The organism is Pseudomonas sp. LG1E9 (assembly GCF_003290225.1).
Lineage (GTDB): Bacteria > Pseudomonadota > Gammaproteobacteria > Pseudomonadales > Pseudomonadaceae > Aquipseudomonas > Aquipseudomonas cyclaminis.
On the sequence record NZ_CP029983.1, the window covers coordinates 5,938,998 to 5,964,261 of the forward strand.

Below are 25,264 nucleotides of genomic sequence, written 5' to 3' on the forward strand. Positions count from 1 at the left end.
CGCAGCATTGGAGGACTGATGCACCAATAGACTGCGGAGTATGGGGGAAATTACATTAAGGCAATGTTTTGTCCCGACGCATATGCAGCAAGTACTGAACCGGCCCGGAAGCAGCGTAGACCAGGAAGGCCAACAGCAGAATCCGCGGCGGATCGCTGAAGACCACGGCAAATACCAGCACCACGGCCAGGATCGCCACAAAAGGTACGCGCCCCTTGAGGTCAAGCTCCTTGAAGCTGTTGTACTTGATGTTGCTGACCATCAGCATACCGGCCGCTGCCACCATCAACGCCACCAGGAACGACATCTTAGAACCCTGGATGCCGTAGTCACTGAATGCCCAGACGATACCCGCCACGACACCCGCTGCTGCCGGACTGGCCAGCCCGATGAAGTAGCGCTTGTCGGCAGTACCTACCTGGGTATTGAAACGCGCCAGACGCAACGCGGCGCCCGCAACATAGATGAAGGCCACCATCCAGCCAACCTTGCCCATGTCACCCAGCGCCCAGGCAAATGCCAACAATGCCGGAGCCACCCCAAACGCGACCATGTCCGACAGCGAGTCGTACTCGGCACCGAAGGCACTTTGGGTGTTGGTCATACGTGCAACACGACCATCCAGACCGTCGAGCACCATGGCCACGAAAATGGCGATCGCCGCAAAACCGAAGTACTTGCTGGCATTCGCGGCATCACCTGCCGCCAGCGCACTCTGGGCGCTCATGGAGTTGATGATGGAATAGAAACCGGCAAACAGGTTCGCCGTGGTAAACAGATTGGGCAGCAGATAGATGCCACGGTGCCGGACCTTACGGCCTTCCGCGTCATGCCCCTCTTCGACATGCTCATCGATCGGTAGCAGGCTTTCGGCGTCAGGAGCCTGGTTAGGCTCGTCGGGACGTTCGCTCATGGACTTTACCTTGCAACGGTGTGAAAAAAATTCGACCAATACTTGCGGCGAGTGTTCGCCCGCAAACGATGCAGCTTTATACCAGAACCCGCCCCCAAACGAAAAAACGCGGCCTAAGCCGCGTTTTCTCTTGATGCGTACGACTTAGTTTTTGGCTTTGTCGACGATCTTGTTGGCACCGATCCACGGCATCATGGAGCGCAGTTGCTCGCCGATGACTTCGATACCGTGAGCGGCGTTGTTACGACGCTTGGCGGTCATCGAAGGGTAGCCGGTAGCGCCTTCGGTGATGAACATTTTGGCGTATTCGCCGTCCTGAATACGTTTCAGGGCGTTGCGCATAGCCTGACGGGACTCGGCGTTGATAACTTCCGGGCCTGTCACGTACTCGCCGTACTCAGCGTTGTTGGAGATCGAGTAGTTCATGTTGGCGATACCGCCTTCGTACATGAGGTCAACGATCAGCTTCAGTTCGTGCAGGCATTCGAAGTAGGCCATTTCCGGCGCATAGCCAGCTTCAACCAGGGTTTCGAAACCGGCTTTCACCAGCTCAACGGTACCGCCGCACAGAACGGCTTGTTCGCCGAACAGGTCGGTTTCGGTCTCGTCCTTGAAGGTGGTTTCGATGATGCCGGTACGACCGCCACCCACGCCAGCAGCGTAGGAAAGTGCAACGTTCTTGGCATTGCCCGACGCGTCCTGGTAGATCGCGATCAGGTCAGGGATACCGCCGCCTTTGACGAACTCGGAACGCACGGTGTGGCCCGGTGCTTTCGGCGCGATCATGATCACGTCCAGGTCAGCGCGTGGCACAACCTGGTTGTAGTGAATCGCGAAACCGTGGGAGAAGGCCAGGGTAGCGCCCTTCTTGATGTTCGGTTCGATTTCGTTCTTGTACAGCGCGGACTGGAACTCGTCCGGGGTCAGGATCATGACCAGGTCGGCAGCAGCAACAGCGGAAGCGACATCAGTCACTTTCAGGCCGTGGGCTTCTGCCTTGGCAACAGTGGCCGAGCCTTTACGCAGGCCGACAGTCACGTCAACGCCGGAGTCTTTCAGGTTGCAAGCTTGCGCGTGACCCTGGGAGCCGTAGCCGATGATGGCGACTTTCTTGCCCTGGATGATCGACAGGTCACAATCTTTTTCGTAATAAACTTTCATGAGGTTCCTCTATATATCCAGGCCGTAAGGCCATTCACTAATTTGGGTTAGATGCTGAGTACTTTGTCGCCACGGGCAATCCCGGTGACACCACTGCGTACCGTTTCCAGAATCGAGGCCGTCCCGATCGACTGGATGAAGCTGTCCAGCTTGTCGCTTGTACCGGTCAGTTGCACGGTATAAACGCTGGCGCTTACATCCACGATCTGCCCGCGATAGATGTCGGTGGTGCGTTTGATCTCGGCACGTTGGGCACCGGTGGCCTTGACCTTGACCAGCATCAGCTCGCGCTCGATGTGGGCACTTTCCGACAGGTCGACCAGCTTGACCACTTCGATCAGCTTGTTGAGGTTCTTGGTGATCTGCTCGATCACCTCATCGTGGCCCACGGTAGTCAACGTCAGGCGCGACAGTGTCGGGTCTTCCGTCGGGGCCACGGTCAGGCTTTCGATGTTGTAGTTGCGTTGCGAAAACAGGCCGACAACACGAGACAGAGCGCCGGGTTCGTTCTCCAGAAGCAGGGAGATAATGTGCCGCATGATTAAGTACGCTCCGTCTTGTTCAGCCACATGTCGCGCATCGAGCCGTCTTTGATCTGCATCGGGTAGACGTGCTCGCTGGTATCCACCTTGATATCGATGAACACCAGACGGTCCTTCATGGCGAACGCCTCCTCCATCTTCGGCTTGAGATCTTTCAGATCGGTGATGCGAATGCCGACATGGCCATAGGCTTCAACCAACTTGATGAAATCCGGCAACGATTCCATGTAGGAATGGGAGTGACGGCTACCGTAGCTCATGTCCTGCCACTGACGAACCATGCCCAGTACGCCGTTGTTCAAGCAGACGATCTTCACCGGAAGACCGTACTGCAGGCACGTCGACAGCTCCTGGATGTTCATCTGAATGCTGCCTTCACCGGTGACGCACGCCACGTCGGTGTCCGGGAAGCTCAGTTTCACACCCATGGCCGCCGGGAAGCCGAAGCCCATCGTGCCCAGGCCACCGGAGTTGATCCAGCGGTTAGGCTTGTCGAACTTGTAGTACTGCGCCGCGAACATCTGGTGCTGGCCCACGTCGGAGGTCACAAAGGCGTCGCCCTTGGTCACTTCGCACAGGGTTTCGATCACGGTTTGTGGCTTGATGATGCTGCCGTCGCCCTTGTCATAAGGGAACAGGCCGCGATCGCCACGCCATTCGTCGATCTGCTTCCACCAACTGGCAACGGATTCTTTGTTAGGCGTCTCGCCGATGTCCTTGAGCGCAGCGACCATTTCGGTCAATACGCTTTCCACAGGCCCCACAATCGGCACGTCGGCCTTGATGGTCTTGGAGATGGATGCCGGATCGATGTCGATGTGGATGATCTTGGCATTCGGGCAAAACTTGCTCGCGCCGTTGATCACGCGGTCATCAAAACGTGCACCCACAGCCAGAATCACGTCAGCATGGTGCATGGCCAGGTTGGCGGTGTAGCTGCCGTGCATGCCGAGCATGCCGACGAACTGACGGTCCGTACCCGGGAAGGCGCCGAGGCCCATCAGGGTATTGGTGACCGGCAGGTTGAGCAGCTTGGCCAATTCGGTCAACGGTGCAGAACCGCCACCCAGGATCACGCCGCCACCCGAGTACAGCACTGGACGCTTGGCCGCCAGGAGCATTTCTGCCGCCTTGCGGATTTGCCCCGAGTGCCCACGAACGGCCGGGCTGTAGGAGCGCAGCTTGGCTTTTTTCGGGAAGACGTATTCGAATTTTTCAGCCGGGTTGGTCATGTCTTTCGGGATATCGACCACGACAGGCCCCGGGCGACCGGACTGCGCGAGGTAGAAGGCCTTTTTCATGACTTCCGGAATTTCCGAGGCGTGCTTGATCATGAAGCTGTGTTTCACGATCGGCCGGGAGATACCGATCATGTCGGTTTCCTGGAACGCGTCGGTACCGACCATGGTGCTAGGCACCTGGCCAGAGATGATCACCATCGGGATGGAGTCCATATAGGCAGTCGCAATGCCAGTAATGGCATTCGTTGCGCCTGGGCCGGACGTTACCAGTACCACGCCGGCTTTACCGGTGGCACGGGCATAACCGTCAGCCATATGGGTCGCAGCCTGTTCGTGGCGAACCAGGATGTGGGTAACAGCCGGTTCCTTGAACAGTGCGTCGTAAACATGCAGCAGAGCACCACCTGGGTACCCGTAGATATAGTCGACGCCTTCGTCACGCAAAAAGCGGACGAGCATCTCACCGCCAGATAAAAGCTCCACGTTGTTCACCTCTAAAACGCCAGAATACCGTCCGTTGAAAACCGACGGGTCTTAATAGGTTTACTTCTCAACAGAGCATGAGCGACGGTGGTCGCCGACTACGTCAGCACTGACTGAGCAAGTATTGGGATCGTCCCAAGTGTTGCGGGCTTTTCCCACCCAGCGCGAGGTAACGCGTTGCGGGTGTAACAGGTCGGCGCGGATGTGCGCCTCATGATCTGCTGAGCGGGCCTGCTTCTGGCAGTCCCGATACAGCGGACTTTGGATTCTTCTGTTTCAGGCCGTTCAAGTCAAGCAATAATTGCGCTTTTTTCCAACTAAGCGCATGAGAACGCAGAAGAAAGGGCTTTGAGGAGGGATAAAACTCGCCTGAATGTCGTCAAGCGGTAGAAATATGCGCAAGACTGCCGGAAAACCCGGCAGTCAGGCAATTAACGAGCGTCGACGATCAATTGATCGAACTTTTTCAGCGCATTACGCAAGCCAACGCTTTCTCGCGGCCGATCGGCATAGACCATCTCGGCCATTTCCAGGATCCCCGATGCGCTGGGCAACGGCAGGTCCTGTTCGAGGATCTGCTTCATGCGCGCCAGGAAGATCCATTGCAGCCACTGGTGAAAGTCCAGGGTATCCACCGAAAACGGCTCAACGCTGCTAAGCGCCTCGACGCCGGGGGAGACCTCATCCCACCAGCCCTGAATGCGCAATTCGCGCTCGATGAGCAATAACTGCTCGGCAATCGCAGGAAACCGCACATCCATCAGAGGCTGACCTTGGCTTTTTGACGGGCCTGGGCGGCACCCGCGGCATCACCTTGTGCGGCACGCGCATCTCCGATCAATGCCCACAGGCTGGCTTGCAGATCAGGACGACCGCTGGCCATCGTGAGGCCACGGCGGGCGAACTGCTCGGCTTGCGGCGCATCGCCCTGGGCCATGCGCACCTGCGCCAGGCGATACAGCACTTGTGGTTCACGCGGTGCAACGCGTTGCGCACGCTCAAGGCTCGATGAAGCACCGTTCAGGTCGCCACCGGCCTGTTGTTGCTGAGCCGTCGTCAGCAAGGCCAACACCGGGCCGTCCAACTGTTCGTCAGCCGACAAGCCGCCCGAGTTGGAGGAGGATGGAATGCCACTTGGCGTCGACGGCATGTTGTAGGTGCCCTGGTTGATCGGCGCAGCCTGAATCGGCGTGGAGTCGATCGGCCCAGAGGTGCTTGGACCAGGCGTCCATGGCTCAGCGCTGATCGGGGCCGACGTAGCCGCGCCGCCGCCCGGCACCATCACCACCACGCCCGAATCCTGCGGCACGGCCTGAGGCTTGGCCTGCGCGGGACGATTGGTCACGGTCTGGCGGAAACCGCCATTGGCCGAGATCCGGTCGTTATTGGAGACGGCTGTGCTCGAATCCACCACGGGGATGGAGCCGCGCTGCACGCTGGAGCAACCGCTGAGCAAAGCCAATGTTGTAATAGCTGGAATCAACCACTTGTTCACTTGAAACCCTCTTTGCTTAATTCATCCAGCCCTTGACCCAATCCATCACCGATTCCGCGTCCGCAGGGGCACCGCCACCGCACGCAGCACCGGGTGGTGGTTCGCTGCCGCGAATATACGGCATCTGGACTGCGCCCGGACAATTGGCATCGGAGCCCTGGCCGGTATGTGGATCAATCCAGGCCTGCACGATGTTATCCGGCTGCGGCATGTTCAATGGCAACGGATCGGCCTTGCGCATAAAACTGGTCCAGACCTGCAACGCACCGGTAGCACCGGTGAACGGCGTCTTGCCATTGTCGTCACGACCCAACCACACCACGGCCAGTACATCCTGACCGAAACCTGCAAACCAACTGTCGCGCGAATCGTTACTGGTACCGGTCTTGCCCGCCAGCGTCAGATTGGACGGCAGCACCTTGTAGACCGAGCTACCGGTACCTTCACGCATCACACGCTGCATGGCGTTCTGGATCAGGTAGATCGAGCCCGCATCGAAACGCTGCTGGATCTGGAACGGGTAGCGCTTGAGCGGCTCGCCCTCGGCCGTCAGCACACTGCGGATCCCGCGCATCGGGGTGTTGAAGCCACCGTTGGCGAGGGTCTGGTACATGGTCGCGACTTCCATCGGCGTCATGGCACCAGCACCCAGCAGGATCGATGGGAACGCGGGGAATTCGCGGGTTATACCCAGTCGCGCCAGCGTCTTGAGCACATTCGGCACGCCCACTTCCAGGCCAAGCCGAGAGGTGGAGATGTTGTAGGAATGCGCCAAGCCCTGATATAGGAACACCGTGCCGTGAGAGCGGCGATCGAAGTTCTGTGGTGTCCACACCTGGCCGTCGCCGCCTTTGACGGATAGCGGATCGTCCGACAGCCAACTGGTCAGGGTGTACTTGCTCGGTTTTTCCAACGCGGTAAGGTAGACCGCAGGCTTGACCAGCGAACCGATCGGCCGCACAGCATCCAGCGCGCGATTGAATCCGGCAAAACTCGCCTGACGACTGCCGATCATGGCTTGAACTTCACCGGTTTCCGGGTTCGTCACCACCATGGCGGCTTCTACTTCATCGGAACCTTTACGCCCCGTCAGACGCTTGAAAGTGTCGCTGACAGACGCTTCGGCCTTCATCTGCAGAATCGGATCAAAACTGGTGAAGATTCGCAGGCCTTCTTCGGTCAAGTCTTCGTCGCGGTAGTCTTCACGCAGTTGGCGTTTAACCAGATCGATAAAGCCGGGGAATGAACTGTCCGCCAACTTGCCGCGGGTTGTCACACCCAGTGGCATTTTCTTCGCTGCGGCTACTTGTTCAGCCGTGGCCACGCCTTGCTGTTCAAGCACATCCAGCACCAGGTTACGGCGCTCCAGCGCACGCTCCGGATTGCGACGCGGGTTGTAGTAGGAAGGCCCTTTGACCATGCCCACCAACAACGCCACTTGATGCAGCTTCAACTCGGACAGCGGCTGACCGAAGAAGAACTGGCTGGCCAGACCGAAGCCGTGCACCGCGCGCTGGCCGTCCTGGCCGACGAAGACTTCGTTGAGGTACGCCTCAAGGATTTCCTGCTTGCTGTAGTGCAGCTCAAGCAGCATCGCCATCATCGCTTCGGTGAGCTTACGGGTCAGGCTGCGCTCGTTGGTGAGGTAAAAGTTCTTCACCAACTGCTGGGTCAGCGTACTGCCGCCCTGGGTCATCCTGCCGCCGGACGTATTTACCCAAACCGCACGGGCAATCGACTTCGGCGACACGCCCCAGTGGCTATAAAAGTCGCGATCCTCTACCGCAACCAGGGTTTCCAGCAGGTAAGGCGGCACCTGGTCAAGCTTGATCAGGATGCGATCTTCAAGGTTCTTCGGGTAAATCCCGCCGATCATCAACGGTTCAAGGCGGACCACCGGCAATTTCGAGCCGTTGAGGGAGGACAGCTCGGCCACGTAGTCACCGGAGAAGCGCACGCGCACCGGCTGGGCTTTTTCCAGGCCTTCATAGAACTGGAAGCCACGGGTATTCAGGTCGACCGTGTTACCGCTGACGGCGGCCGCACCCGGGCCATTGCTCACGGGTTCGCGGCGGTAGCCGAGGGCGTCAAGTTCGGTGAGGAAGTCATCCTTGCTCAGCTTCTGTCCGCTGAACAGTTCCAGCGGGCGTGCATACACCTTGGCCGGGATGGTCCAGCGCTTGCCGGAGAACTTCTCCTGGACCACTGCGTCGAGGTACACCGCGAAGCCGGCGAGCACCACAAGGCCTACAAGGCCGAGCTTGAGCGCCCAGCCAAGCCACGGACGCAGGCCGCGGGAAGGAGGTTTTTTACGGGAACGGGGAGATCGGGATCGAGTCATGGCGGCGGATTATACGCACTTTATTGATGATCAACATGAGCCGGACAGCGGTTTGCACGACCGTCCGTAGCAGCCATAATGCGCGCCATGATTTCCCCCAGACTCTGAAGGATCGCCCGTGAGCCAGTCACTGATCGCCGCCCTGCAAAACCCGGCTTTGTACCCTCATCCGGTCGAAGCGTTCCAAGTCATCGAGACCCATATTTCGTGGGTCGTATTGACCGGCCCTTTCGCTTACAAATTGAAGAAACCGATGAACTTCGGCTTTCTGGACTTCACCGACCTGGAAAAGCGCGGGCACTTCTGCAATGAAGAGCTGCGTCTGAACCAGCGCCTGACGAACGATTTGTATCTGGATGTGCTGCCGATTACCGGCACCGCCGAAGCCCCCCAATTGGGCGGCGACGGCCCGGTGATCGAATATGCACTGAAGATGCGCCAGTTCCCGCAAAGCCAACTGCTCAGCACCCTGCAAGCCAATGGCGAACTGACTGCCGCGCACATCGATGAAATGGCCAAGCAGATCGCACACTTCCATCTCACCGCGCCGAAAGTGCCACAAACCCACCCAGCCGGCACTCCCGACGAAGTGATGGCACCGGTACGGCAGAACTTCGACCAGATCCGTCCGTTTTTGAGCGACAAGGCCGACCTGATTCAACTGGAAGCCCTGCAAGCCTGGGCCGAAAGCAGTTTCGACCGCCTCAAGCCGCTGCTGGCACAGCGCAAGCTCGATGGCTTCACCCGCGAGTGCCACGGTGACATCCACCTCGGTAATGCCACCTTGATTGATGGCCAGGTGGTGATTTTCGACTGCATCGAGTTCAACGAGCCGTTTCGCTTCACCGACGTGTACGCCGACACCGGCTTCCTGGCCATGGACCTGGAAGACCGAGGCCTCAAGTCCCTGGCCCGCCGCTTCATCAGCCAGTACCTGGAGCTGACCGGCGACTATCAGGGCCTTGAAGTGCTGAACTTCTATAAAGCCTATCGCGCCCTGGTGCGTGCCAAGGTGTCGTTATTCAGCATGCCGAGCGAAGCAAGCCCGGTACAACGTGCCACAACACTGCGCCAGTACCGCAACTACGCCAACCTGGCAGAAAGCTACAGCACCATTCCGTCACGTTTTCTGGCGATTACCCACGGCGTCTCGGCTGTGGGCAAAAGCCACGTATCCATGCGTCTGGTAGAGGCGCTCGGTGCCGTACGCGTGCGCTCGGATGTGGAGCGCAAGCGCCTGTTCGGCGAGCAGCACGTGGAGAACACGCCACAGGCCGGCATTTATGCGTCCGATGCCAGTGCCAAAACCTACGCTCGCTTGAACGACATCGCGGATACCGTGCTGCGCGCCGGCTTCCCGGTGGTGCTGGATGCTACCTTCCTGAAACGCGAACAACGTGAAACCGCCGCCCAGGTTGCCGAAGCTACCGGTGCGCCCTTCCTGATTCTGGATTGCAACGCACCCCAGGCCGTTATCAGCAGCTGGCTGGCGCAACGTCAGACAGACAAAAACGATCCATCCGACGCGACCCTGGCCGTTATCGAAGCCCAGCAAGCAAACCGTGACCCACTTACAGCTGAAGAGCTGTTGCTGAGCAAACGCGTGGAGACTAATCAAAGCGGGACCCTCGACGCGGTAGTTGCACAGATTCGCCAGCGCTTGCCAGGCCTGTAAGAAAAATTTCTTGGTCGTGTCGCCTACTTGGGCGCACGACCGAGCAATAGTGGCACTATAATGGCGTCATAAATCCAACAGGAGTTCGCCGTCATGACTCAGCCCAAGCTTCTTGATACCCCGCTCTACTCGCTCCTGCATAAAGACGATGTTCGCGGCTTCAACCAGGAGCGTCCGAAAGACGGCGCTATCGACATGCGCGGTGGTGACTTCCGTGGGCTGGACTTGCGTGAATTGAACGCCACTGGCGTCGACTTTACCGACGCATACTTCCGCTCCGCCGACTTGCGCGGCCTGGATTTACGCGACTGCTCGCTGGAAGGCGCCAGCCTGGCCCATGCGCAGATTTCGGGCACCTACTTCCCACCTGAATTGACCGCTGACGAGATCCTCATGTCGGTCAATTTCGGCACGCGCCTGCGCTACCGCACTAAGTAACACGCGCCCCAAGCCCGACTACGCGCAACGCGTAGCGGGCTGCTCATGCCTGCCCGCTGTCAAAATCCCCGCGCCATTCTTATAAGCGTTTGGGCCGTTTCGGACCAAAGAACCACGCTTTTCCTACTGAACGCTACACTCCTGTTCAGGCTTGCCTGGTCACGAATACCCACCGCACCCTTCGGCCGTCGCAAGGAGGCTTGATGAACGATGAGCTGCAACACCTGAAAAACCTTGGCAAGACGTCAGCGCAGTGGCTGCATGCGGTGGGCATCCACAGCGCGTCCGACTTGCGGCGCCTGGGCGCAGTCGATGCGTATCGCGCAGTAAGAACTCGTGGGTTCCGCGCATCGAAGGTTTTGCTGTATGCGATCGAGGGGGCGCTGATGGACGTGCACTGGAACGATATTCCCGTTGAGCGCAAGGAAGCGTTGAACCGCCAACTGGATGCCATTTCAACGCGGCAAAAGAATTAGATCGACCAGAAGACCCAATGTTTACGGAGGTTTCGAACGACCGTTTGAGAAAAACGGAAGATCGACCAAAAACTAGTATTGACTCTCAAATGAGAATCGTTATGATTATCACAACTGGTCGCGAGATCAGCCGATAACTGAAAGACCATTGGTTCGGACTCTCAGATTATCTCCTCATCAGGCTAATCACGGTTATTTGACCCGGCTCTTGCCGGGTCTTTTTTTGCCTGCAAGAAAGCAGACTTCAGCGCGCAATGATCAGCGGATGCCCACGCTCCGGGTGTGGCTGTACCAACACATCCAGACCAAATACAGCCTTGAGCGGCTCAGGCCGCAGCACCTTCACCGGCGTGTCCAAAGCGTGGGGGCGCCCCTCCTCCAGCAGCAGAATACGATCACAGTAACGCGCCGCCAGGTTCAGGTCGTGGAGGATCACCAGCACGGCCGCGCCCCGATCGGCAAAGGTACGGATGGCCTGCAATGTCGTGTGCTGATGCAGGGGATCAAGCATCGACGTCGGCTCATCCAGCAGCAACGTCTGCCCCGCTTCACCCGGCCATAGCTGCGCCAGCACCCGGGCCAGGTGCACGCGCTGGCGCTCGCCACCGGACAATGCCAGGTAACTGCGGCCACTCAAGTGTGCGACGTCCGCGGCCTGCAAGGCTGCGCTGATGATTTCGTCATCGCGCACACGTCCAGTCTGGTGGGGGAGACGGCCCATGCCGACAACCTCTTCGACGCGAAAGGCAAAATCTAGGGTCGAGCTTTGTGGCAACACCGCCAGACGCTGGGCGCGCTGCGACCCGGTCCAGTCTTTCAACGCCTGCTGGCCCAGCCATACCCTGCCTTGATCGGGGTGTAACTCACCGCACAATGCCCCCAGCAAAGTACTCTTGCCGGCGCCATTGGGACCCAGCACGCCGAGCACTTCGCCTGGCAGCAGGTCCAGAGTGACATCCGCCAGCACGGTTTTGCGACCGCGGCGGACCTGCAGGTCTTCAACACGCAGCATCAGGCACGCCCCCGCAGCAACAGGTAAAGAAAAAATGGCGCACCAATGAACGCAGTCACTATGCCGATCGGCAACTCTGCTGGCGCCAAGGCCAGCCGTGCAACCAAGTCGGCAAACAGCAGCAGACTCGCGCCCGCCAAGATTGATGCCGGCAGTAACACACGGTGATCAGGCCCTGCCAGCAATCTGACCAGATGCGGCACCACCAGCCCCACAAAACCAATCATGCCCGCTGCAGCCACCGCAGCACCGACACCCAATGCGGTACAGAACACCAACTCGCGTTTGAGCGCTTCAACATCGATACCCAAGTGGCTGGCCTCAGACTCACCCAGCAGCAGCGCATTCAACGCCTTGGCCCGGCGCGGCAACCACAGCGCCACCCCCGCACTCACCAGCAACAACGGCCACAGCCGCGAATAGCTCGCACCGTTGAGGCTGCCCAGGTTCCAGAACGCCAGCGTGCGCAACGTTGCGTCGTCCGCCAAATAAGTGAACAGGCCAACAGCCGAGCCAGCCAGCGCAGTGAGAGCAATGCCGGCGAGCAGCATCGTCGCCACATTCGTCTGGCCGTTGCGCCGCCCCAGTCGATAGACCAGCGCAGTCACTCCCAACCCACCAAGGAATGCACACAGCGACAGCAGGTACGGCCCGAACGCATCCGGCAAGCCACCAAAAAACGAACCTCCGACGATGGCGACGGCCGCTCCGAGCGCCGCACCACTGGACACCCCCACCAACCCAGGATCGGCCAGCGGGTTGCGAAACAACCCTTGCATGGCCACGCCCGACAATGCCAACACGCCACCCACCGCCAAGCCCAGCAAGGTACGCGGCAACCGAATCTGCCCCAGGATAAGCTCGGCCTGCTCCAGCCCCTGCGCCTCAATCGGCACGCCCACCAAACGCAAGGCCGCCTTGAGCGTATCCAGCAATGGCAGACTCACCGGCCCCAGCGCCAAAGAGAGCCAGATCGCCAATACGCACAACAGCGTCAGCCCGATAAACAGGGTTTTGGGCTTGACCAGTGCGGTCATGGGGCCGGTTTAGCCTGGGACGGATAAAACCCGGCAGACAACTTCGCCAGGCTTTGCGGCAGACGCGGCCCGAGCCCGCCCACCAGCAGTGTTGGGTCCAGCTCAAACACCCGCCCGCTCTTGGCCGCCGGCGTCGAAGCGAGGATCGGATTTTCTTTGAAGAGGGCCGCACGGGCTGCATCCCCCGTGAGGGCACGATCAGCGAACACCAGTACATCCGGGCTCAGCCCTGCCAGCGACTCCACCGAAAACGGTTTGTAACCCGTATGGGTGGCCAGGTTGTGCCCGCCCGCCTGCTGCACCATCCAATCACCGGCCGTGCCCTTGCCGGCAATCAGCGGCTTGCCGCCAGCGTGACCAACCAACAGCAAAACGCCAGGGGCCTTTTGCGAGGCCTGGGCCTTGGCGAGCGAGCTTTTCTGCTGATCAAGCGCCTGCTCATACCCGGTAAATAATTCGTTGGCCTTGGCCTCATCGCCCAGCAATTTTCCCAGGTGCTGAAGGTTGCCTTTCAAAGTCGCCAGATCCGGCTGCGCCGAAAACATTTCAACCTGAACGCCCGCGCTGCGAATCTGCGCAAGTACCGGCGGCGGCCCCATCTCTTCTGTGCCCACCAGCACTTGAGGGCGCAGACTGAGAATGCCCTCGGCCGACAATTGCCGCTGATAGCCAATACTGGGCAACGACTTGAGCGACTCAGGATGCTGGCTGGTGGTATCCACGCCAACCAACTTCGGTTCACCGCCCAGAGCCGTCACCCATTCCGACAGCGCTCCACCGGCACTCACCCAGCGTTGTGGCTGTTCCGAGGCGTGCGCCCCAGGGTTGACCAGCAGTCCGACAACAAGCGCAATAGCGCTGGTACTCAGGCGCATAACAGGGTTTCCTTCCGAGGGCAGGGCCTTTCGAGCACTCGTTGATGTGACAGGTAATCCATGCCGGGCATCGAACTGAGCACCCAGTCAGCTAATGGGCGAAGCCGGCATTTGATAATTGTTTGCATTTGAACGTCAAGGCACTTAAGGATTGAAATGAAGTTTCTCTGCCCCTCCAAGACCCTCGCGCCAGACAGCAGCCTCGGTTTTGAAATCGATGGTTGCAAATTGTTGGCCGTACGCCGGGACGGCATTGCCTACTTCTATATCAACCGCTGCCCCCATCGCGGCATCCCGCTCGAATGGCGGCCCGACCAGTTCCTCGATGACAGTGCCAGCCTGATCCAATGCGCCACCCACGGCGCCCTGTTCCAGATCGAGAACGGTGAGTGCATTGCCGGCCCCTGCGCCGGTAAAAGCCTCGAAGCCCTGCGCGGCCGCGAAGACGAACAGGGCCTGTGGGTGGACCTCTAGTCGAGCAGCACGTCCAACCGGCGATCCACGCATACCTCCTCGGCCGTCACGCGCACGCCATATGCCAATACTTCCACTCCGGCCGCTTTAGCTTCGCGCAAGGCGGCACCATAGGCGGCATCGATTTCCAGGGCTGGGCGCACGGCGTCAATTCCCGAGAGGTTAACGCAGTACAACTGCACCGCTCGCACACCTTCACGCGCCAGGTAGGCCAACTCCCGCAGATGCTTGGCGCCACGCTGGGTCACCGCGTCAGGGAAAGCAGCAACACGGGTGTCATCGAAACCCAGGGTGACACTTTTGACTTCGACGTAGGCGGCGCCATCGGGGTACTCCAGGCGAAAGTCGATACGGCTTTTCTCCTGCCCGTAAGGCACTTCGCGCTTGAGTGCGGTAAAGCCATTGAGCTCCGTGATCACGCCAGCGCGTAACGCCTCCTCGACCAACTGATTGGCGCGCGCCGTGTTAACGCACGCCAGACGGCCCTGGGGCGTTTCGGCGATTTCCCAAGTGCCGGGCAGCTTACGCTTGGGGTCGGTGGAACGGCTGAACCAGACCTGGCCACCTTCAACCATGCAATTGAGCATCGAACCGGTGTTCGGGCAGTGAATGGTCAACAACTCGCCGGTAACGGTCTCGATATCGGTGAGAAAACGCTTGTAGCGGCGAATCAATCGGCCTTCTTCGAGGGGAGGATGAAAACGCATCAGCCTTGCCAGCTCCGCAAGCCACGGGCGATGCGCTCCACCGCCTCCTGTAGTCGATCAAGGTTTTGCGTGTAGGCAAAGCGCACATGATGGCCGGCTTGATAACGACCAAAATCCAGACCCGGTGTGAATGCGACATGCTCGGTTTCGAGGAAATGCCGGCAAAACGCGAAGGCATCCCCGCCGAACGCACTGATATCGGCGTACAAATAGAACGCCCCCTCCGGCTCGACGGCGATGCCAAAACCCAACTCGCGCAGGGCGGGCAGCAAGAAGTCGCGGCGACGCCCGAATTCGGCGCGGCGCTCTTCGAGGATGCTCAAGGTTTGCGGGGTAAAGCACGCCAGCGCCGCATACTGGGCCATGCTTGGCGCGCTGATATAAAGGTTTTGCGCCAACTTCTCCAACTCACTCACCGCAGCGGGCGGGGCCACCAGCCAACCCAGGCGCCAGCCGGTCATCCCGAAATACTTCGAAAAACTATTCAGCACGAAGGCGTCGTCGTCGACTTCCAGCACGCTGGCCGCGTCGGTGCCGTAGGTAAGGCCGTGATAGATCTCATCGACTACCAGATGGCCGTCGCGCGCCTTGATTGCGCCGGAAAGCCCGGCCAACTCTTCGCGAGTGAGGATCGTGCCGGTGGGATTCGCCGGGGAGGCAACCAATGCACCTACGCTGTCCTGATCCCAATGCTTGGCCACCAGGTCGGCGGTCAGTTGATAGCGCACTTCAGGCCCTACCGGCACTAGTTGCGCGGCGCCCTCAACCAGTCGCAGGAAATGCCGGTTACACGGGTAGCCCGGATCTGCCAACAACCAATGCTTGCCCGGATCCACCAGCAGGCTGCTGGCCAGCAACAACGCGCCGGAGCCTCCGGGAGTGATCAGAATACGCTCGGGATCTACACTCAAGCCGTACCGCTGCTGGTAGAAACCGCTGATGGCTTCACGCAATTGCGGCAGGCCACGGGCTGCGGTGTAGCGCGTCTTGCCATTGGCGAGCGCCGCCTGACCGGCCTGGATGATCGGTTCCGCCGTGGTGAAATCCGGCTCGCCAATCTCCAGATGGATGACATCGTGGCCGGCGGCCTGCAGCTCATTGGCCCGCGCCAGCAACGCCATGACATGAAAAGGTTCGATGGCGCGACTGCGCGCACTGTAGGGCTGGGCCATTAGCCTTCCTTAACGGTGAGGACAAAATCAGGATTCTACCGAACCCGCGCGGTAAAACATGTTCTATTGCCTGCCTGGCCACCCAAGCGGCCACAGCAAGCGCGCACAAAACGACTAAAATCAACATTCGAGCCAAAACATACCCAGTCACGACGGGCCGCTACAGTTTGCAACCCCGACGCGACAGGCTCGACAACCGGGAGTGGCGCACCCCGAATCTATCTGGTAAGTTCGCCCGCTTGCAGCCGCAGGGCCGGCAGGTGTCGGTGACGTTGCAATCCTGCGCAATGGATTAGAAGAGTGAGAGGCGGTCTAGTCATGTCCACCCAAGCAAAGCAACAGCAGACTCAAGGCCTCGGCGGCTTCGAACCCTATGTAGAAAAAAAGGGCGAGGAGTACATGGGCGAGCCCATGCGCGAGCACTTCACCAAGATCCTGAACAAGTGGAAACAGGACTTGATGCAGGAGGTCGACCGTACCGTTGACCACATGAAGGACGAAGCAGCCAACTTCCCTGACCCGGCCGACCGTGCCAGCCAGGAAGAAGAGTTCGCCCTCGAACTGCGCGCCCGTGATCGCGAGCGCAAGCTGATCAAGAAGATCGACAAGACGCTGCAGTTGATCAAGGACGAAGAATACGGCTGGTGTGATTCCTGCGGCATCGAAATCGGTATCCGCCGACTCGAAGCCCGTCCTACCGCTGATATGTGCGTGGACTGCAAGAACCTGGCAGAGATCAAGGAAAAACAGGTCGGCAAATAATTCAGCCGGTCTGAACGGATGGGGCGTGCGAACGCCCCATTTTTGTTTCTGGCGTTTACCGAATTTCCAGTAGTATCCGGCCCATGACAGCCTCTACCTATATCGGGCGTTTCGCCCCCACGCCCAGCGGCCATTTACACTTTGGCTCCCTGGTCGCCGCCCTCGCCTCCTATCTTGATGCCCGTGCCAACCAAGGCCGCTGGCTGATGCGCATGGAGGACCTCGACCCACCCCGCGAAGAACCCGGTGCCCAGGCGGCGATCCTGCATGCCCTGGAAAGCTATGGTTTTGAATGGGATGGTGAACTGGTCCGACAAAGCGAGCGGCATGAGGCCTACGCCAAAGTGCTGAACGACATGTTCAACCACGGCCTTGCCTACGCCTGCACCTGCTCGCGCAAACAACTGGAACCCTACAACGGGATCTACCCTGGCCTGTGCCGCAATGCCGGCCACGAGCAGCAAGATGCCGCCATCCGCTTACGTGTTCCTGAGCTTTCATATCACTTTACTGACCGTGTACAGGGCGAATTCCGACAACACCTGGGGCGCGAAGCGGGCGACTTTGTCATCCGTCGCCGCGACGGCCTCTATGCCTACCAACTGGCCGTGGTCCTGGATGACGCCTGGCAAGGTGTTACCGATATCGTGCGGGGCGCCGATTTACTCGACTCCACGCCGCGCCAACTGTATCTGCAAGAACTGCTGGGCCTGCGCCAACCGCGCTACCTGCATGTGCCGTTGATCGTCCAGCCGGACGGTAACAAACTGGGCAAATCCTACCGCTCGCCGCCGTTGACGCCCGACCAGGCCACGCCCTTGCTAGTAAGAGCGCTGCGCGCCCTCGGCCAGCAACCCGGCAGCGAACTGCTTCACGCCAGCCCGCGGGAACTGCTGGATTGGGGCATACGGCACTGGGATGCCACGCTGATCCCGCGCACACTCACCCTGGCCGAAGCGCAATTGAGCTGAAGGCGCTTGCAGCTTGCCGGGCATCCGTTACCATCGCCGCAGTTTTTTAATCAGAGGCCAACATGTACATCTATCGATTGGTCCTGCTGCTGGTCGTCGGGATCTACCTGTTTTCTCCCGCCATCATGGATTGGTGGATCGACGCCACGGGCGCCTGGTATCGCCCTTATCTGCTGTGGCTGATCCTGATCGTCGTGACCTTCATCCTGCAGAGCCAAAAAGATGCCGATGAGCTTTAGCCTCACCCAGATGCTGCTGATCAGCGCCGCCTACCTGGCCGCACTGTTCGGCGTTGCCTGGATCAGTGAGCGCGGAATGATTCCGCGGGCGATCATTCGCCATCCGTTGACCTACACCTTGTCCCTCGGCGTGTACGCCAGTGCCTGGGCCTTCTATGGCACCGTGGGCCTGGCCTATCAGTACGGCTACGGCTTTCTCTCCAGCTACCTTGGCGTGTCCGGCGCGTTTTTGCTGGCGCCGGTGTTGCTGTACCCGATCCTGAAAATCACCCGCACCTATCAGCTGTCGTCCCTGGCCGACCTGTTTGCCTTCCGCTTTCGCAGCACCTGGGCCGGGGCCCTGACCACGGTGTTCATGCTGATCGGTGTGCTGCCCTTGCTGGCCCTGCAAATACAAGCGGTGGCTGACTCCATCAGCATCCTCACCCGTGAGCCGGTGCAGCATCGGGTGGCCCTGGCGTTCTGCGCGCTGATTTCACTGTTCACGATCTTCTTCGGCTCACGCCATATCGCCACCCGCGAAAAACATGAAGGCCTGGTGTTTGCGATTGCCTTCGAGTCAGTGATCAAGCTGATCGCCATCGGCGGCGTCGGCCTCTATGCGCTGTATGGCGTGTTCGACGGCCCTCAACAGCTGGAACTGTGGCTGCTGCAAAACCAGACCGCCCTCGCCGCCCTCCACACTCCGCTGCAGGAAGGTCCATGGCGAACGCTGCTGCTGGTGTTTTTCGCCTCGGCGATCGTGATGCCGCACATGTACCACATGACCTTTACCGAAAACCTCAACCCGCGCTCGCTGGTCAGCGCCAGTTGGGGGTTGCCGCTGTTCCTGCTGCTGATGAGCCTGGCAGTGCCGTTGATCCTGTGGGCCGGCCTCAAGTTGGGCGCCACCACCAACCCCGAATATTTCACCCTCGGCATCGGCATTGCCGCCAATAGCCCGGCATTGGCGCTGCTCGCTTATGTCGGCGGCTTGTCGGCGGCCAGCGGGCTGATCATCGTCACGACCCTGGCCCTGTCCGGCATGGCACTCAATCACCTGGTGCTGCCGCTTTATCAGCCACCGGCCGAAGGTAATATCTACCGCTGGCTGAAGTGGACGCGCCGCGCGCTGATCGTCGCGATCATCATGGCCGGTTACTGTTTTTACCTGTTACTCGGCGCCGGGCAAGACCTGGCCAACCTGGGTATCGTCGCGTTTGTCGCCACCTTGCAGTTCCTGCCGGGCGTGCTGTCGGTGCTGTATTGGCCGACGGCCAACCGCCGAGGTTTTATCGCGGGTCTGCTCGCCGGGATTCTGGTGTGGATCGTCACCATGCTGTTGCCGCTGGTCGGCAACCTGCAGGGTTTCTACATCCCGCTGCTGAACATGATTTACGTGCTGGACGACACCAGTTGGCACATGGCCGCGATTGCTTCGTTGGCCGCCAACGTCCTGATGTTCACCCTGATCTCGCTGTTCACCAACGCCAGCCCCGAAGAAACCAGCGCCGCCGAAGCATGCGCGGTGGATAACGTACGTCGCCCGCAACGGCGCGAACTGCATGCGGCCTCGCCCCAGGAGTTCGCCACTCAACTGGCCAAGCCCCTGGGCGCCAAAGCCGCGCAAAAAGAAGTTGAACAGGCGCTGCGCGATCTCTACCTGCCATTCGACGAGCGGCGCCCGTATGCGCTACGCCGGTTACGCGACCGCATCGAAGCCAACCTGTCCGGCCTGATGGGCCCCAGCGTGTCCCAGGACATGGTAGAGACCTTTTTGCCCTACAAGGCCGGCGGCGAAAACTACGTTACCGAAGACATCCATTTCATCGAGAGCCGGCTGGAGGATTACCACTCACGCCTCACGGGCCTTGCCGCCGAGCTCGATGCCTTGCGCCGCTACCATCGCCAGACGCTGCAAGAGTTGCCCATGGGCGTGTGCTCCCTGGCCAAGGATCAGGAGATCCTGATGTGGAACAAAGCCATGGAAGAACTCACCGGTATCGCCGCCCAGCGCGTCGTCGGCTCGCGCCTGAATACACTCGGCGATCCATGGAAAGAGTTGCTCCAGGGCTTTATCAACCTGCCCGACGAACACTTGCACAAGCAACATCTCGCCCTGGATGGCCAGACCCGCTGGCTCAACCTGCACAAAGCCGCCATCGACGAACCCCTCGCCCCCGGTAACAGCGGCCTGGTGCTGTTGGTGGAAGACCTGACCGAAACCCAGATGCTCGAAGACAAACTGGTGCACTCCGAGCGCCTGGCCAGTATTGGGCGCCTGGCGGCGGGTGTGGCCCACGAGATTGGCAACCCGATCACCGGTATTGCCTGCCTCGCGCAAAACCTGCGCGAAGAGCGCGAAGAAGACGGCGAAATTACCGAGATCAGCGGGCAAATCCTCGAACAGACCAAACGCGTGTCACGCATCGTGCAGTCGCTGATGAGTTTTGCCCATGCCGGCGCCCATCAGAATCAGGACGAAGCCGTCTGTCTGGCCGAAGTGGCGCAGGATGCCATTGGGCTGCTCGCCTTGAACCGACGCAATTTCGAAGTACAGTTTTTCAACCTGTGCGACCCCGATCATTGGGTCGATGGCGACTCACAACGCCTGGCCCAAGTACTGATCAACCTGCTGTCCAACTCCCGCGACGCAACGCCGGCTGGTGGTGCAGTACGCGTCAAGACCGAGGCTTTCGAACACACGGTCGATCTGATCGTCGAAGATGAAGGTAGCGGCATTCCACAGAACATCATGGACCGATTGTTCGAACCCTTCTTCACCACCAAGGATCCAGGTGAAGGTACCGGTCTGGGCCTTGCACTGGTCTATTCCATCGTTGAAGAGCATTATGGACAAATCACCATCGACAGCCCGGCTGACACCGAAAGCCAACGCGGTACCCGTATTCGGGTGACCTTGCCGCGTCATGTCGAAGCGACGTCCGCTGTGAACTGAGACCGTCGAGAGAATTGAATCAATGCCGCACATTTTGATCGTCGAAGACGAAACCATTATCCGCTCTGCCTTGCGTCGCCTGCTTGAACGTAACCAGTACCAAGTCAGCGAAGCCGGCTCGGTGCAGGAAGCCCAAGAGCGTTTCAGCATTCCCACGTTCGACCTGATTGTCAGTGACCTGCGCCTGCCTGGCGCGCCGGGCACCGAACTGATCAAGCTTGGCCAGGGCACGCCGGTGCTGATCATGACCAGCTACGCCAGCCTGCGCTCGGCAGTGGACTCCATGAAGATGGGCGCGGTGGATTACATCGCCAAACCCTTCGACCACGATGAAATGCTCCAGGCCGTGGCGCGCATCCTGCGTGACCGTCAGTCGGCCAGCAGCGCGCCAGCCGAACAACGGCCCGCTGGCAAGGCTGCCGAAAAACCGGGTGTCGACAACAGCAACGGCGAGATTGGCATCATCGGCTCCTGCCCACCGATGCAGGACCTGTACAGCAAGATCCGCAAAGTGGCGCCTACCGACTCCAATGTATTGATCCAGGGCGAGTCAGGCACCGGTAAGGAATTGGTGGCCCGCGCCCTGCACAACCTGTCCAAACGCGCCAAGGCGCCGATGATCTCGGTGAACTGCGCGGCGATCCCCGAATCCCTGATCGAATCCGAACTGTTTGGCCACGAAAAAGGCGCGTTCACTGGCGCCAGCGCCGGACGTGCGGGCCTGGTGGAAGCGGCGGACGGCGGCACGCTGTTCCTTGATGAAATCGGCGAGCTGCCACTGGAAGCACAAGCGCGCTTGCTGCGCGTGCTGCAGGAAGGTGAAATTCGTCGGGTGGGTTCGGTGCAATCCCAGAAGGTCGATGTGCGCCTGATCGCGGCGACCCACCGGGACCTCAAGAGCCTCGCCAAGATCGGCCAGTTCCGTGAAGACTTGTACTACCGCCTGCACGTGATCGCACTCAAGCTGCCGGCTCTGCGTGAACGCGGCGCCGACGTCAACGAGATCGCCAGCGCGTTCCTGCTGCGCCAGAGCGCACGCATCAACCGTACCGAACTGAAGTTTGCACCGGACGCCGAGCAGGCCATTCGACATTACTCGTGGCCGGGTAACGTACGTGAGTTGGAGAATGCGGTAGAACGTGCGGTGATTCTGTCGGAGAGCCCGGAAATTTCCGCCGAGCTGCTGGGTATCGATATCGAGCTCAGTGACTTGGAAGACGACGACTTCATGGGTCTGGCCCCGCAACAGGGCGCCAGCAATACCAGCCATGAGCCGACAGAGGATTTGTCACTGGAGGATTACTTCCAGCACTTCGTCCTTGAGCATCAGGACCACATGACCGAGACCGAATTGGCACGCAAACTGGGCGTGAGCCGCAAATGCCTGTGGGAACGGCGCCAGCGCCTGGGTATTCCACGCCGCAAGACCGGTGTGGCCAGCGAAAGCTGAGGGGTTCGCCCCTACAGGTAACACCCAGTAATGTGAAAAAACTGTTACCGCTGATTTTTTGCGTAACAAAAGCCGGGGCTTACGGTAACGGAGCCCCGGCTTTTTTTGGTCCGTCAAAAACCCGAAAACCCCTCAACCCCCCGTTTTTATTGGGCCTCGCAAAAGTTGGCACGCACCCTGCTATATGCTTAGTACAAAAACAATAACAAGCTTTGTACAAGACAATAAAAATAAGACGAATCGACTCACGCATAACAAAAACAACACGGCGGAGGCGCAGCTAACTGATTCTTTTGGAGAGGCGTTGCATTTGGGGCTTGCCCCGCAACCAGGCCGAGAACAACAAAAACTGCCCTAAGGCAGAGCCTGAACTGGTTGGATCGTAGATCAGCAACACAGCGACCAAAGCAATCCGTTTGCTCTTGACTCCCGATTGGGAGTGTCATGAAGGTGAAGCTTCATGGCGAGGGCGATCAATAAAAACAAAAAGCCCGAAACCAATAATAAAAATAGAGCACGCAACTACTTCTGGGGGAGCTTCGGCTCCCCTTGTAGTTTCTGGAATTTGACGTTTCAAAGGCTTATGGCGCAATGCCTGTAGCTTGTTCCTACACCATCCCCTGACTAAATGCTAGAATCCCCGCCCATCATGCGGTCATTCTTCGTTATGGCCGAACATTCCTTCAAACAGTGCATCCCATGCTGAAGAAGTTGTTCCAGTCATTCCGTTCTCCCTTGCGTCGTACGCAACACATTCGCAGCACGCCTGAAGTGCTTAACAGCAATCAGCATTCATTGCAGCGCGCTCAGTTCAGCCGTTATGCGGTGAACATCGTCGAACGTTTGCAGAACGCCGGCTACCAGGCTTATCTGGTGGGCGGCTGCGTACGCGACATGCTGCTCAATATCACGCCCAAGGACTTCGACGTCGCCACCAGCGCCACGCCTGAGCAGGTCCGCGCCGAGTTTCGCAATGCGCGGATCATCGGTCGGCGTTTCAAGTTGGTGCATATCCACTTCGGTCGCGAAATCATCGAAGTCGCGACCTTCCGCGCCGGTCACCCGCAAAACGATGACGAGGAAGACACCAATCAGTCTTCGCGCAACGAGAGCGGGCGCATTCTGCGCGACAACGTCTACGGCACCCTGGAAGAAGACGCGCAACGCCGTGACTTCACCATCAACGCCCTGTATTACGATCCGGTCAGCGAGCGCATCCTCGATTACGCCAATGGCGTACACGATATCCGTAACAACCTGATCCGCTTGATCGGCGACCCGACACAGCGCTACCAGGAAGACCCGGTGCGCATGCTGCGGGCTGTGCGTTTTGCCGCCAAGCTCAACTTCGGCATCGAGAAACACACTGCCGCGCCGATTCGCGACCTGGCACCGATGCTGCGGGAAATCCCGTCCGCGCGCCTGTTCGAAGAAGTGCTCAAGCTGTTCTTGTCGGGCTACGCCGCCGACACCTTTGAGATGCTCGTGGACCTGCAGTTGTTCGACCCACTGTTCCCGGCCAGCGCCGAGGCACTGGAACACAACCCGACTTATACCCACACGCTGATCAGCGAAGCCTTAATCAACACCGACCTGCGCATCAAGCAGAACAAACCGGTCACCCCGGCGTTCCTGTTTGCTGCCCTGTTGTGGCCGGCCCTGCCAAAACGCGTACTGCGTTTACAGGACCGTGGCATGCCGCCGATTCCAGCGATGCAGGAAGCCGCCCACGAGTTGATTGCCGAACAGTGCCAGCGTATCGCCATTCCGAAACGCTTCACCATGCCGATCCGCGAAATCTGGGACATGCAGGAACGCTTGCCCCGCCGTAGCGGCAAGCGCGCCGACCTGCTGCTGGACAACCCGCGCTTCCGGGCGGGCTATGACTTCCTGCTGCTGCGCGAAAGTGCCGGCGAGCAGACCGATGGCCTGGGCGAATGGTGGACCGACTACCAGGACGCCAACGACAGCCAGCGCCGCGACATGATTCGCGACCTCGGCAGCAAGGGTGATGGTGTCGGCGAAGGACCTAAAAAGCGTCGTCGCAGCGGCAGCAAGCGCAAACGCAGCGCCGATGCCTCGGGCGCCGCAGGCGAATAAACGTGGAACGTATCTACATCGGCATGGGCAGCAACCTCGCTGCCCCGGAGCAACAACTGCGCAGCGCTATCGAAGCGCTGGCGCAGTTGCCCGGCACCCACGTCTCAGGCGTCTCTGCCTTCTATCAAAGTGATTCCCTGCTCCCAGGCCAGCCGCGCTACACCAATGCGGTCGCCGCCTTGGACAGCAGCCTCGCGCCCCTGGACCTGCTGGATGCGCTGCAAGCCATCGAGAACGACCAAGGCCGCGAACGCCTGGAGCGCTGGGGGCCGCGCACGCTTGACCTGGATATCCTGCTGTTTGGCGATCAACTGATCGATGAACCGCGCCTCAAGGTCCCGCACTACCAGATGCACCTGCGCGCATTTGTGCTGTATCCACTGGCCGAGCTAGCGCCCGCATCGCTGCAACTGCCCAACGGTCAAACGCTCAACGACTTGCTGACCGCCTGCCCGTTTGTCGGCCTGGAACGCTTGCCCCAAAACTGACTCGATCAATGTGGGAGCTGGCTTGCCTGCGATAGCATCACCTCGGTTTCACTGAAAGACCGAGGCGCCTGCATCGCAGGCAAGCCAGCTCCCACATTTTGATCACCTACACCCTCAAAATCGCTTTCCCACTTGCTGAATCGCGTCAGTAACAGCGGTAACACAGTCATCGTAACAATGCGGTAACACATCCAATTGACTTCCCGTGTCCTCCTCACGACTATAGGCGTCCCGCTGCCGCCAACCCGGCGCTGAAGGGCGCAATCCAGGCCTT

The 25,264-nt window shown here is 59.5% G+C and carries 23 protein-coding genes; 11 read left to right on the forward strand and 12 right to left on the reverse strand.

All coding sequences use genetic code 11. The features are described 5' to 3' along the window. Positions 1 to 55: 55 nt before the first annotated feature. From pssA to mrcB, 7 genes are all read right to left on the reverse strand, one after another. Positions 56 to 913 carry a CDP-diacylglycerol--serine O-phosphatidyltransferase gene (gene pssA, locus DNK50_RS27235; RefSeq protein WP_099584823.1) on the reverse strand — a complete coding sequence of 286 codons (858 nt, stop codon included), beginning with the start codon at positions 911 to 913 and terminating at the stop codon, positions 56 to 58. 144 nt (positions 914 to 1,057) lie between these two features. Next, a complete protein-coding gene (gene ilvC / locus DNK50_RS27240) occupies positions 1,058 to 2,074 on the reverse strand; it encodes a ketol-acid reductoisomerase (RefSeq protein ID WP_099584822.1) in 1,017 nt (338 codons plus the stop codon). 47 nt (positions 2,075 to 2,121) lie between these two features. Then, positions 2,122 to 2,613 carry an acetolactate synthase small subunit gene (ilvN, locus tag DNK50_RS27245; RefSeq protein ID WP_003176102.1) on the reverse strand — a complete coding sequence of 164 codons (492 nt, stop codon included), beginning with the start codon at positions 2,611 to 2,613 and terminating at the stop codon, positions 2,122 to 2,124. 2 nt (positions 2,614 to 2,615) lie between these two features. After that, the gene (locus DNK50_RS27250) at positions 2,616 to 4,340 is read right to left on the reverse strand and encodes an acetolactate synthase 3 large subunit (RefSeq protein ID WP_112196999.1); all 1,725 of its coding nucleotides are present in this window, start codon (positions 4,338 to 4,340) and stop codon (positions 2,616 to 2,618) included. A 431-nt stretch (positions 4,341 to 4,771) separates the two neighbouring features. Beyond that, positions 4,772 to 5,101, reverse strand: coding sequence for a YqcC family protein (locus tag DNK50_RS27255; RefSeq protein WP_112196750.1), 330 nt, complete (start codon positions 5,099 to 5,101; stop codon positions 4,772 to 4,774). After that, positions 5,101 to 5,835 carry a tetratricopeptide repeat protein gene (locus DNK50_RS27260; RefSeq protein WP_099584820.1) on the reverse strand — a complete coding sequence of 245 codons (735 nt, stop codon included), beginning with the start codon at positions 5,833 to 5,835 and terminating at the stop codon, positions 5,101 to 5,103. Before DNK50_RS27260 ends, DNK50_RS27255 begins: the two co-directional genes overlap by 1 nt. Before the next feature lie 16 nt (positions 5,836 to 5,851). Next, positions 5,852 to 8,176, reverse strand: a complete 2,325-nt coding sequence (mrcB, locus tag DNK50_RS27265; protein WP_099584819.1) for a penicillin-binding protein 1B — start codon at positions 8,174 to 8,176, stop codon at positions 5,852 to 5,854. Positions 8,177 to 8,294: 118 nt separating this feature from the next. On the opposite strand from mrcB, the gene DNK50_RS27270 reads away from it, so the two are divergent. The 3 genes from DNK50_RS27270 to DNK50_RS27280 all read left to right on the forward strand — a co-directional run bounded on the left by DNK50_RS27270 (position 8,295) and on the right by DNK50_RS27280 (position 10,765). Further along, positions 8,295 to 9,851 (forward strand): bifunctional aminoglycoside phosphotransferase/ATP-binding protein, encoded by a 1,557-nt coding sequence (locus DNK50_RS27270; RefSeq protein ID WP_099584818.1) that lies wholly within the window; start codon positions 8,295 to 8,297, stop codon positions 9,849 to 9,851. A gap of 93 nt (positions 9,852 to 9,944) precedes the next feature. Then, positions 9,945 to 10,289 carry a pentapeptide repeat-containing protein gene (locus DNK50_RS27275; protein ID WP_112196751.1) on the forward strand — a complete coding sequence of 115 codons (345 nt, stop codon included), beginning with the start codon at positions 9,945 to 9,947 and terminating at the stop codon, positions 10,287 to 10,289. A 203-nt stretch (positions 10,290 to 10,492) separates the two neighbouring features. Next, positions 10,493 to 10,765 (forward strand): TfoX/Sxy family protein, encoded by a 273-nt coding sequence (locus DNK50_RS27280; protein ID WP_032884753.1) that lies wholly within the window; start codon positions 10,493 to 10,495, stop codon positions 10,763 to 10,765. Between the two features lie 244 nt (positions 10,766 to 11,009). On the opposite strand, the gene DNK50_RS27285 is transcribed toward DNK50_RS27280, so the two are convergent. From DNK50_RS27285 to DNK50_RS27295, 3 genes are read right to left on the reverse strand one after another with little or no spacing between them, the layout of a single operon-like run. Continuing rightward, positions 11,010 to 11,777 (reverse strand): heme ABC transporter ATP-binding protein, encoded by a 768-nt coding sequence (locus tag DNK50_RS27285; RefSeq protein ID WP_099584816.1) that lies wholly within the window; start codon positions 11,775 to 11,777, stop codon positions 11,010 to 11,012. Further along, entirely contained in the window at positions 11,777 to 12,814 is a 1,038-nt protein-coding gene (locus DNK50_RS27290; RefSeq protein WP_099584815.1) for an iron ABC transporter permease, read from the reverse strand. Before DNK50_RS27290 ends, DNK50_RS27285 begins: the two co-directional genes overlap by 1 nt. Further along, on the reverse strand, positions 12,811 to 13,689 hold the full coding sequence (locus tag DNK50_RS27295) for a hemin ABC transporter substrate-binding protein (RefSeq protein ID WP_112196752.1): 879 nt from the start codon (positions 13,687 to 13,689) through the stop codon (positions 12,811 to 12,813). The genes DNK50_RS27290 and DNK50_RS27295 overlap by 4 nt, the downstream gene beginning before the upstream one ends. Before the next feature lie 156 nt (positions 13,690 to 13,845). Between DNK50_RS27295 and DNK50_RS27300 the strand changes: the two genes are divergently transcribed. Beyond that, positions 13,846 to 14,163, forward strand: coding sequence for a Rieske 2Fe-2S domain-containing protein (locus tag DNK50_RS27300; protein ID WP_112196753.1), 318 nt, complete (start codon positions 13,846 to 13,848; stop codon positions 14,161 to 14,163). On the opposite strand, the gene sfsA is transcribed toward DNK50_RS27300, so the two are convergent. Next, entirely contained in the window at positions 14,160 to 14,870 is a 711-nt protein-coding gene (gene sfsA / locus DNK50_RS27305) for a DNA/RNA nuclease SfsA (RefSeq protein ID WP_099584812.1), read from the reverse strand. The genes DNK50_RS27300 and sfsA overlap by 4 nt on opposite strands. After that, positions 14,870 to 16,042, reverse strand: a complete 1,173-nt coding sequence (locus DNK50_RS27310; protein WP_112196754.1) for a pyridoxal phosphate-dependent aminotransferase — start codon at positions 16,040 to 16,042, stop codon at positions 14,870 to 14,872. Before DNK50_RS27310 ends, sfsA begins: the two co-directional genes overlap by 1 nt. A 318-nt stretch (positions 16,043 to 16,360) precedes the next feature. Here DNK50_RS27310 and dksA point away from each other — a divergent pair, with 318 nt between their 5' ends. The 7 genes from dksA to folK all read left to right on the forward strand — a co-directional run bounded on the left by dksA (position 16,361) and on the right by folK (position 24,990). Beyond that, the gene (gene dksA / locus DNK50_RS27315) at positions 16,361 to 16,804 is read left to right on the forward strand and encodes an RNA polymerase-binding protein DksA (protein WP_099584810.1); all 444 of its coding nucleotides are present in this window, start codon (positions 16,361 to 16,363) and stop codon (positions 16,802 to 16,804) included. Positions 16,805 to 16,887: 83 nt separating this feature from the next. After that, positions 16,888 to 17,775 carry a tRNA glutamyl-Q(34) synthetase GluQRS gene (gene gluQRS / locus DNK50_RS27320; protein WP_099584809.1) on the forward strand — a complete coding sequence of 296 codons (888 nt, stop codon included), beginning with the start codon at positions 16,888 to 16,890 and terminating at the stop codon, positions 17,773 to 17,775. Positions 17,776 to 17,837: 62 nt separating this feature from the next. Beyond that, positions 17,838 to 18,014 carry a hypothetical protein gene (locus tag DNK50_RS27325; RefSeq protein ID WP_003176118.1) on the forward strand — a complete coding sequence of 59 codons (177 nt, stop codon included), beginning with the start codon at positions 17,838 to 17,840 and terminating at the stop codon, positions 18,012 to 18,014. Further along, a complete protein-coding gene (locus DNK50_RS27330; protein ID WP_160385051.1) occupies positions 17,998 to 20,952 on the forward strand; it encodes a sensor histidine kinase in 2,955 nt (984 codons plus the stop codon). Before DNK50_RS27325 ends, DNK50_RS27330 begins: the two co-directional genes overlap by 17 nt. 22 nt (positions 20,953 to 20,974) lie before the next feature. Then, positions 20,975 to 22,402 carry a sigma-54 dependent transcriptional regulator gene (locus DNK50_RS27335; RefSeq protein ID WP_112196755.1) on the forward strand — a complete coding sequence of 476 codons (1,428 nt, stop codon included), beginning with the start codon at positions 20,975 to 20,977 and terminating at the stop codon, positions 22,400 to 22,402. A 699-nt stretch (positions 22,403 to 23,101) separates the two neighbouring features. Next, positions 23,102 to 24,502 (forward strand): polynucleotide adenylyltransferase PcnB, encoded by a 1,401-nt coding sequence (locus DNK50_RS27340; protein ID WP_099584806.1) that lies wholly within the window; start codon positions 23,102 to 23,104, stop codon positions 24,500 to 24,502. Between the two features lie 2 nt (positions 24,503 to 24,504). After that, a complete protein-coding gene (gene folK, locus DNK50_RS27345; RefSeq protein WP_112196756.1) occupies positions 24,505 to 24,990 on the forward strand; it encodes a 2-amino-4-hydroxy-6-hydroxymethyldihydropteridine diphosphokinase in 486 nt (161 codons plus the stop codon). Positions 24,991 to 25,264 lie beyond the last annotated feature (274 nt).

Excerpts from the sequence above, each read along its gene's own strand:
- dksA (WP_099584810.1), top strand. The coding sequence starts at position 16,361 with ATGTCCACCCAAGCAAAGCAACAGCAGACTCAAGGCCTCGGCGGCTTC.
- DNK50_RS27255 (WP_112196750.1), bottom strand. The coding sequence starts at position 5,101 with ATGGATGTGCGGTTTCCTGCGATTGCCGAGCAGTTATTGCTCATCGAG.
- mrcB (WP_099584819.1), bottom strand. The coding sequence starts at position 8,176 with ATGACTCGATCCCGATCTCCCCGTTCCCGTAAAAAACCTCCTTCCCGC.
- DNK50_RS27335 (WP_112196755.1), top strand. The coding sequence starts at position 20,975 with ATGCCGCACATTTTGATCGTCGAAGACGAAACCATTATCCGCTCTGCC.
- DNK50_RS27275 (WP_112196751.1), top strand. The coding sequence starts at position 9,945 with ATGACTCAGCCCAAGCTTCTTGATACCCCGCTCTACTCGCTCCTGCAT.
- DNK50_RS27325 (WP_003176118.1), top strand. The coding sequence starts at position 17,838 with ATGTACATCTATCGATTGGTCCTGCTGCTGGTCGTCGGGATCTACCTG.
- gluQRS (WP_099584809.1), top strand. The coding sequence starts at position 16,888 with ATGACAGCCTCTACCTATATCGGGCGTTTCGCCCCCACGCCCAGCGGC.
- DNK50_RS27340 (WP_099584806.1), top strand. The coding sequence starts at position 23,102 with ATGCTGAAGAAGTTGTTCCAGTCATTCCGTTCTCCCTTGCGTCGTACG.
- DNK50_RS27280 (WP_032884753.1), top strand. The coding sequence starts at position 10,493 with ATGAACGATGAGCTGCAACACCTGAAAAACCTTGGCAAGACGTCAGCG.
- DNK50_RS27300 (WP_112196753.1), top strand. The coding sequence starts at position 13,846 with ATGAAGTTTCTCTGCCCCTCCAAGACCCTCGCGCCAGACAGCAGCCTC.
- DNK50_RS27295 (WP_112196752.1), bottom strand. The coding sequence starts at position 13,689 with ATGCGCCTGAGTACCAGCGCTATTGCGCTTGTTGTCGGACTGCTGGTC.
- pssA (WP_099584823.1), bottom strand. The coding sequence starts at position 913 with ATGAGCGAACGTCCCGACGAGCCTAACCAGGCTCCTGACGCCGAAAGC.
- DNK50_RS27310 (WP_112196754.1), bottom strand. The coding sequence starts at position 16,042 with ATGGCCCAGCCCTACAGTGCGCGCAGTCGCGCCATCGAACCTTTTCAT.
- DNK50_RS27285 (WP_099584816.1), bottom strand. The coding sequence starts at position 11,777 with ATGCTGCGTGTTGAAGACCTGCAGGTCCGCCGCGGTCGCAAAACCGTG.
- ilvN (WP_003176102.1), bottom strand. The coding sequence starts at position 2,613 with ATGCGGCACATTATCTCCCTGCTTCTGGAGAACGAACCCGGCGCTCTG.
- ilvC (WP_099584822.1), bottom strand. The coding sequence starts at position 2,074 with ATGAAAGTTTATTACGAAAAAGATTGTGACCTGTCGATCATCCAGGGC.
- DNK50_RS27290 (WP_099584815.1), bottom strand. The coding sequence starts at position 12,814 with ATGACCGCACTGGTCAAGCCCAAAACCCTGTTTATCGGGCTGACGCTG.
- DNK50_RS27330 (WP_160385051.1), top strand. The coding sequence starts at position 17,998 with ATGCCGATGAGCTTTAGCCTCACCCAGATGCTGCTGATCAGCGCCGCC.
- sfsA (WP_099584812.1), bottom strand. The coding sequence starts at position 14,870 with ATGCGTTTTCATCCTCCCCTCGAAGAAGGCCGATTGATTCGCCGCTAC.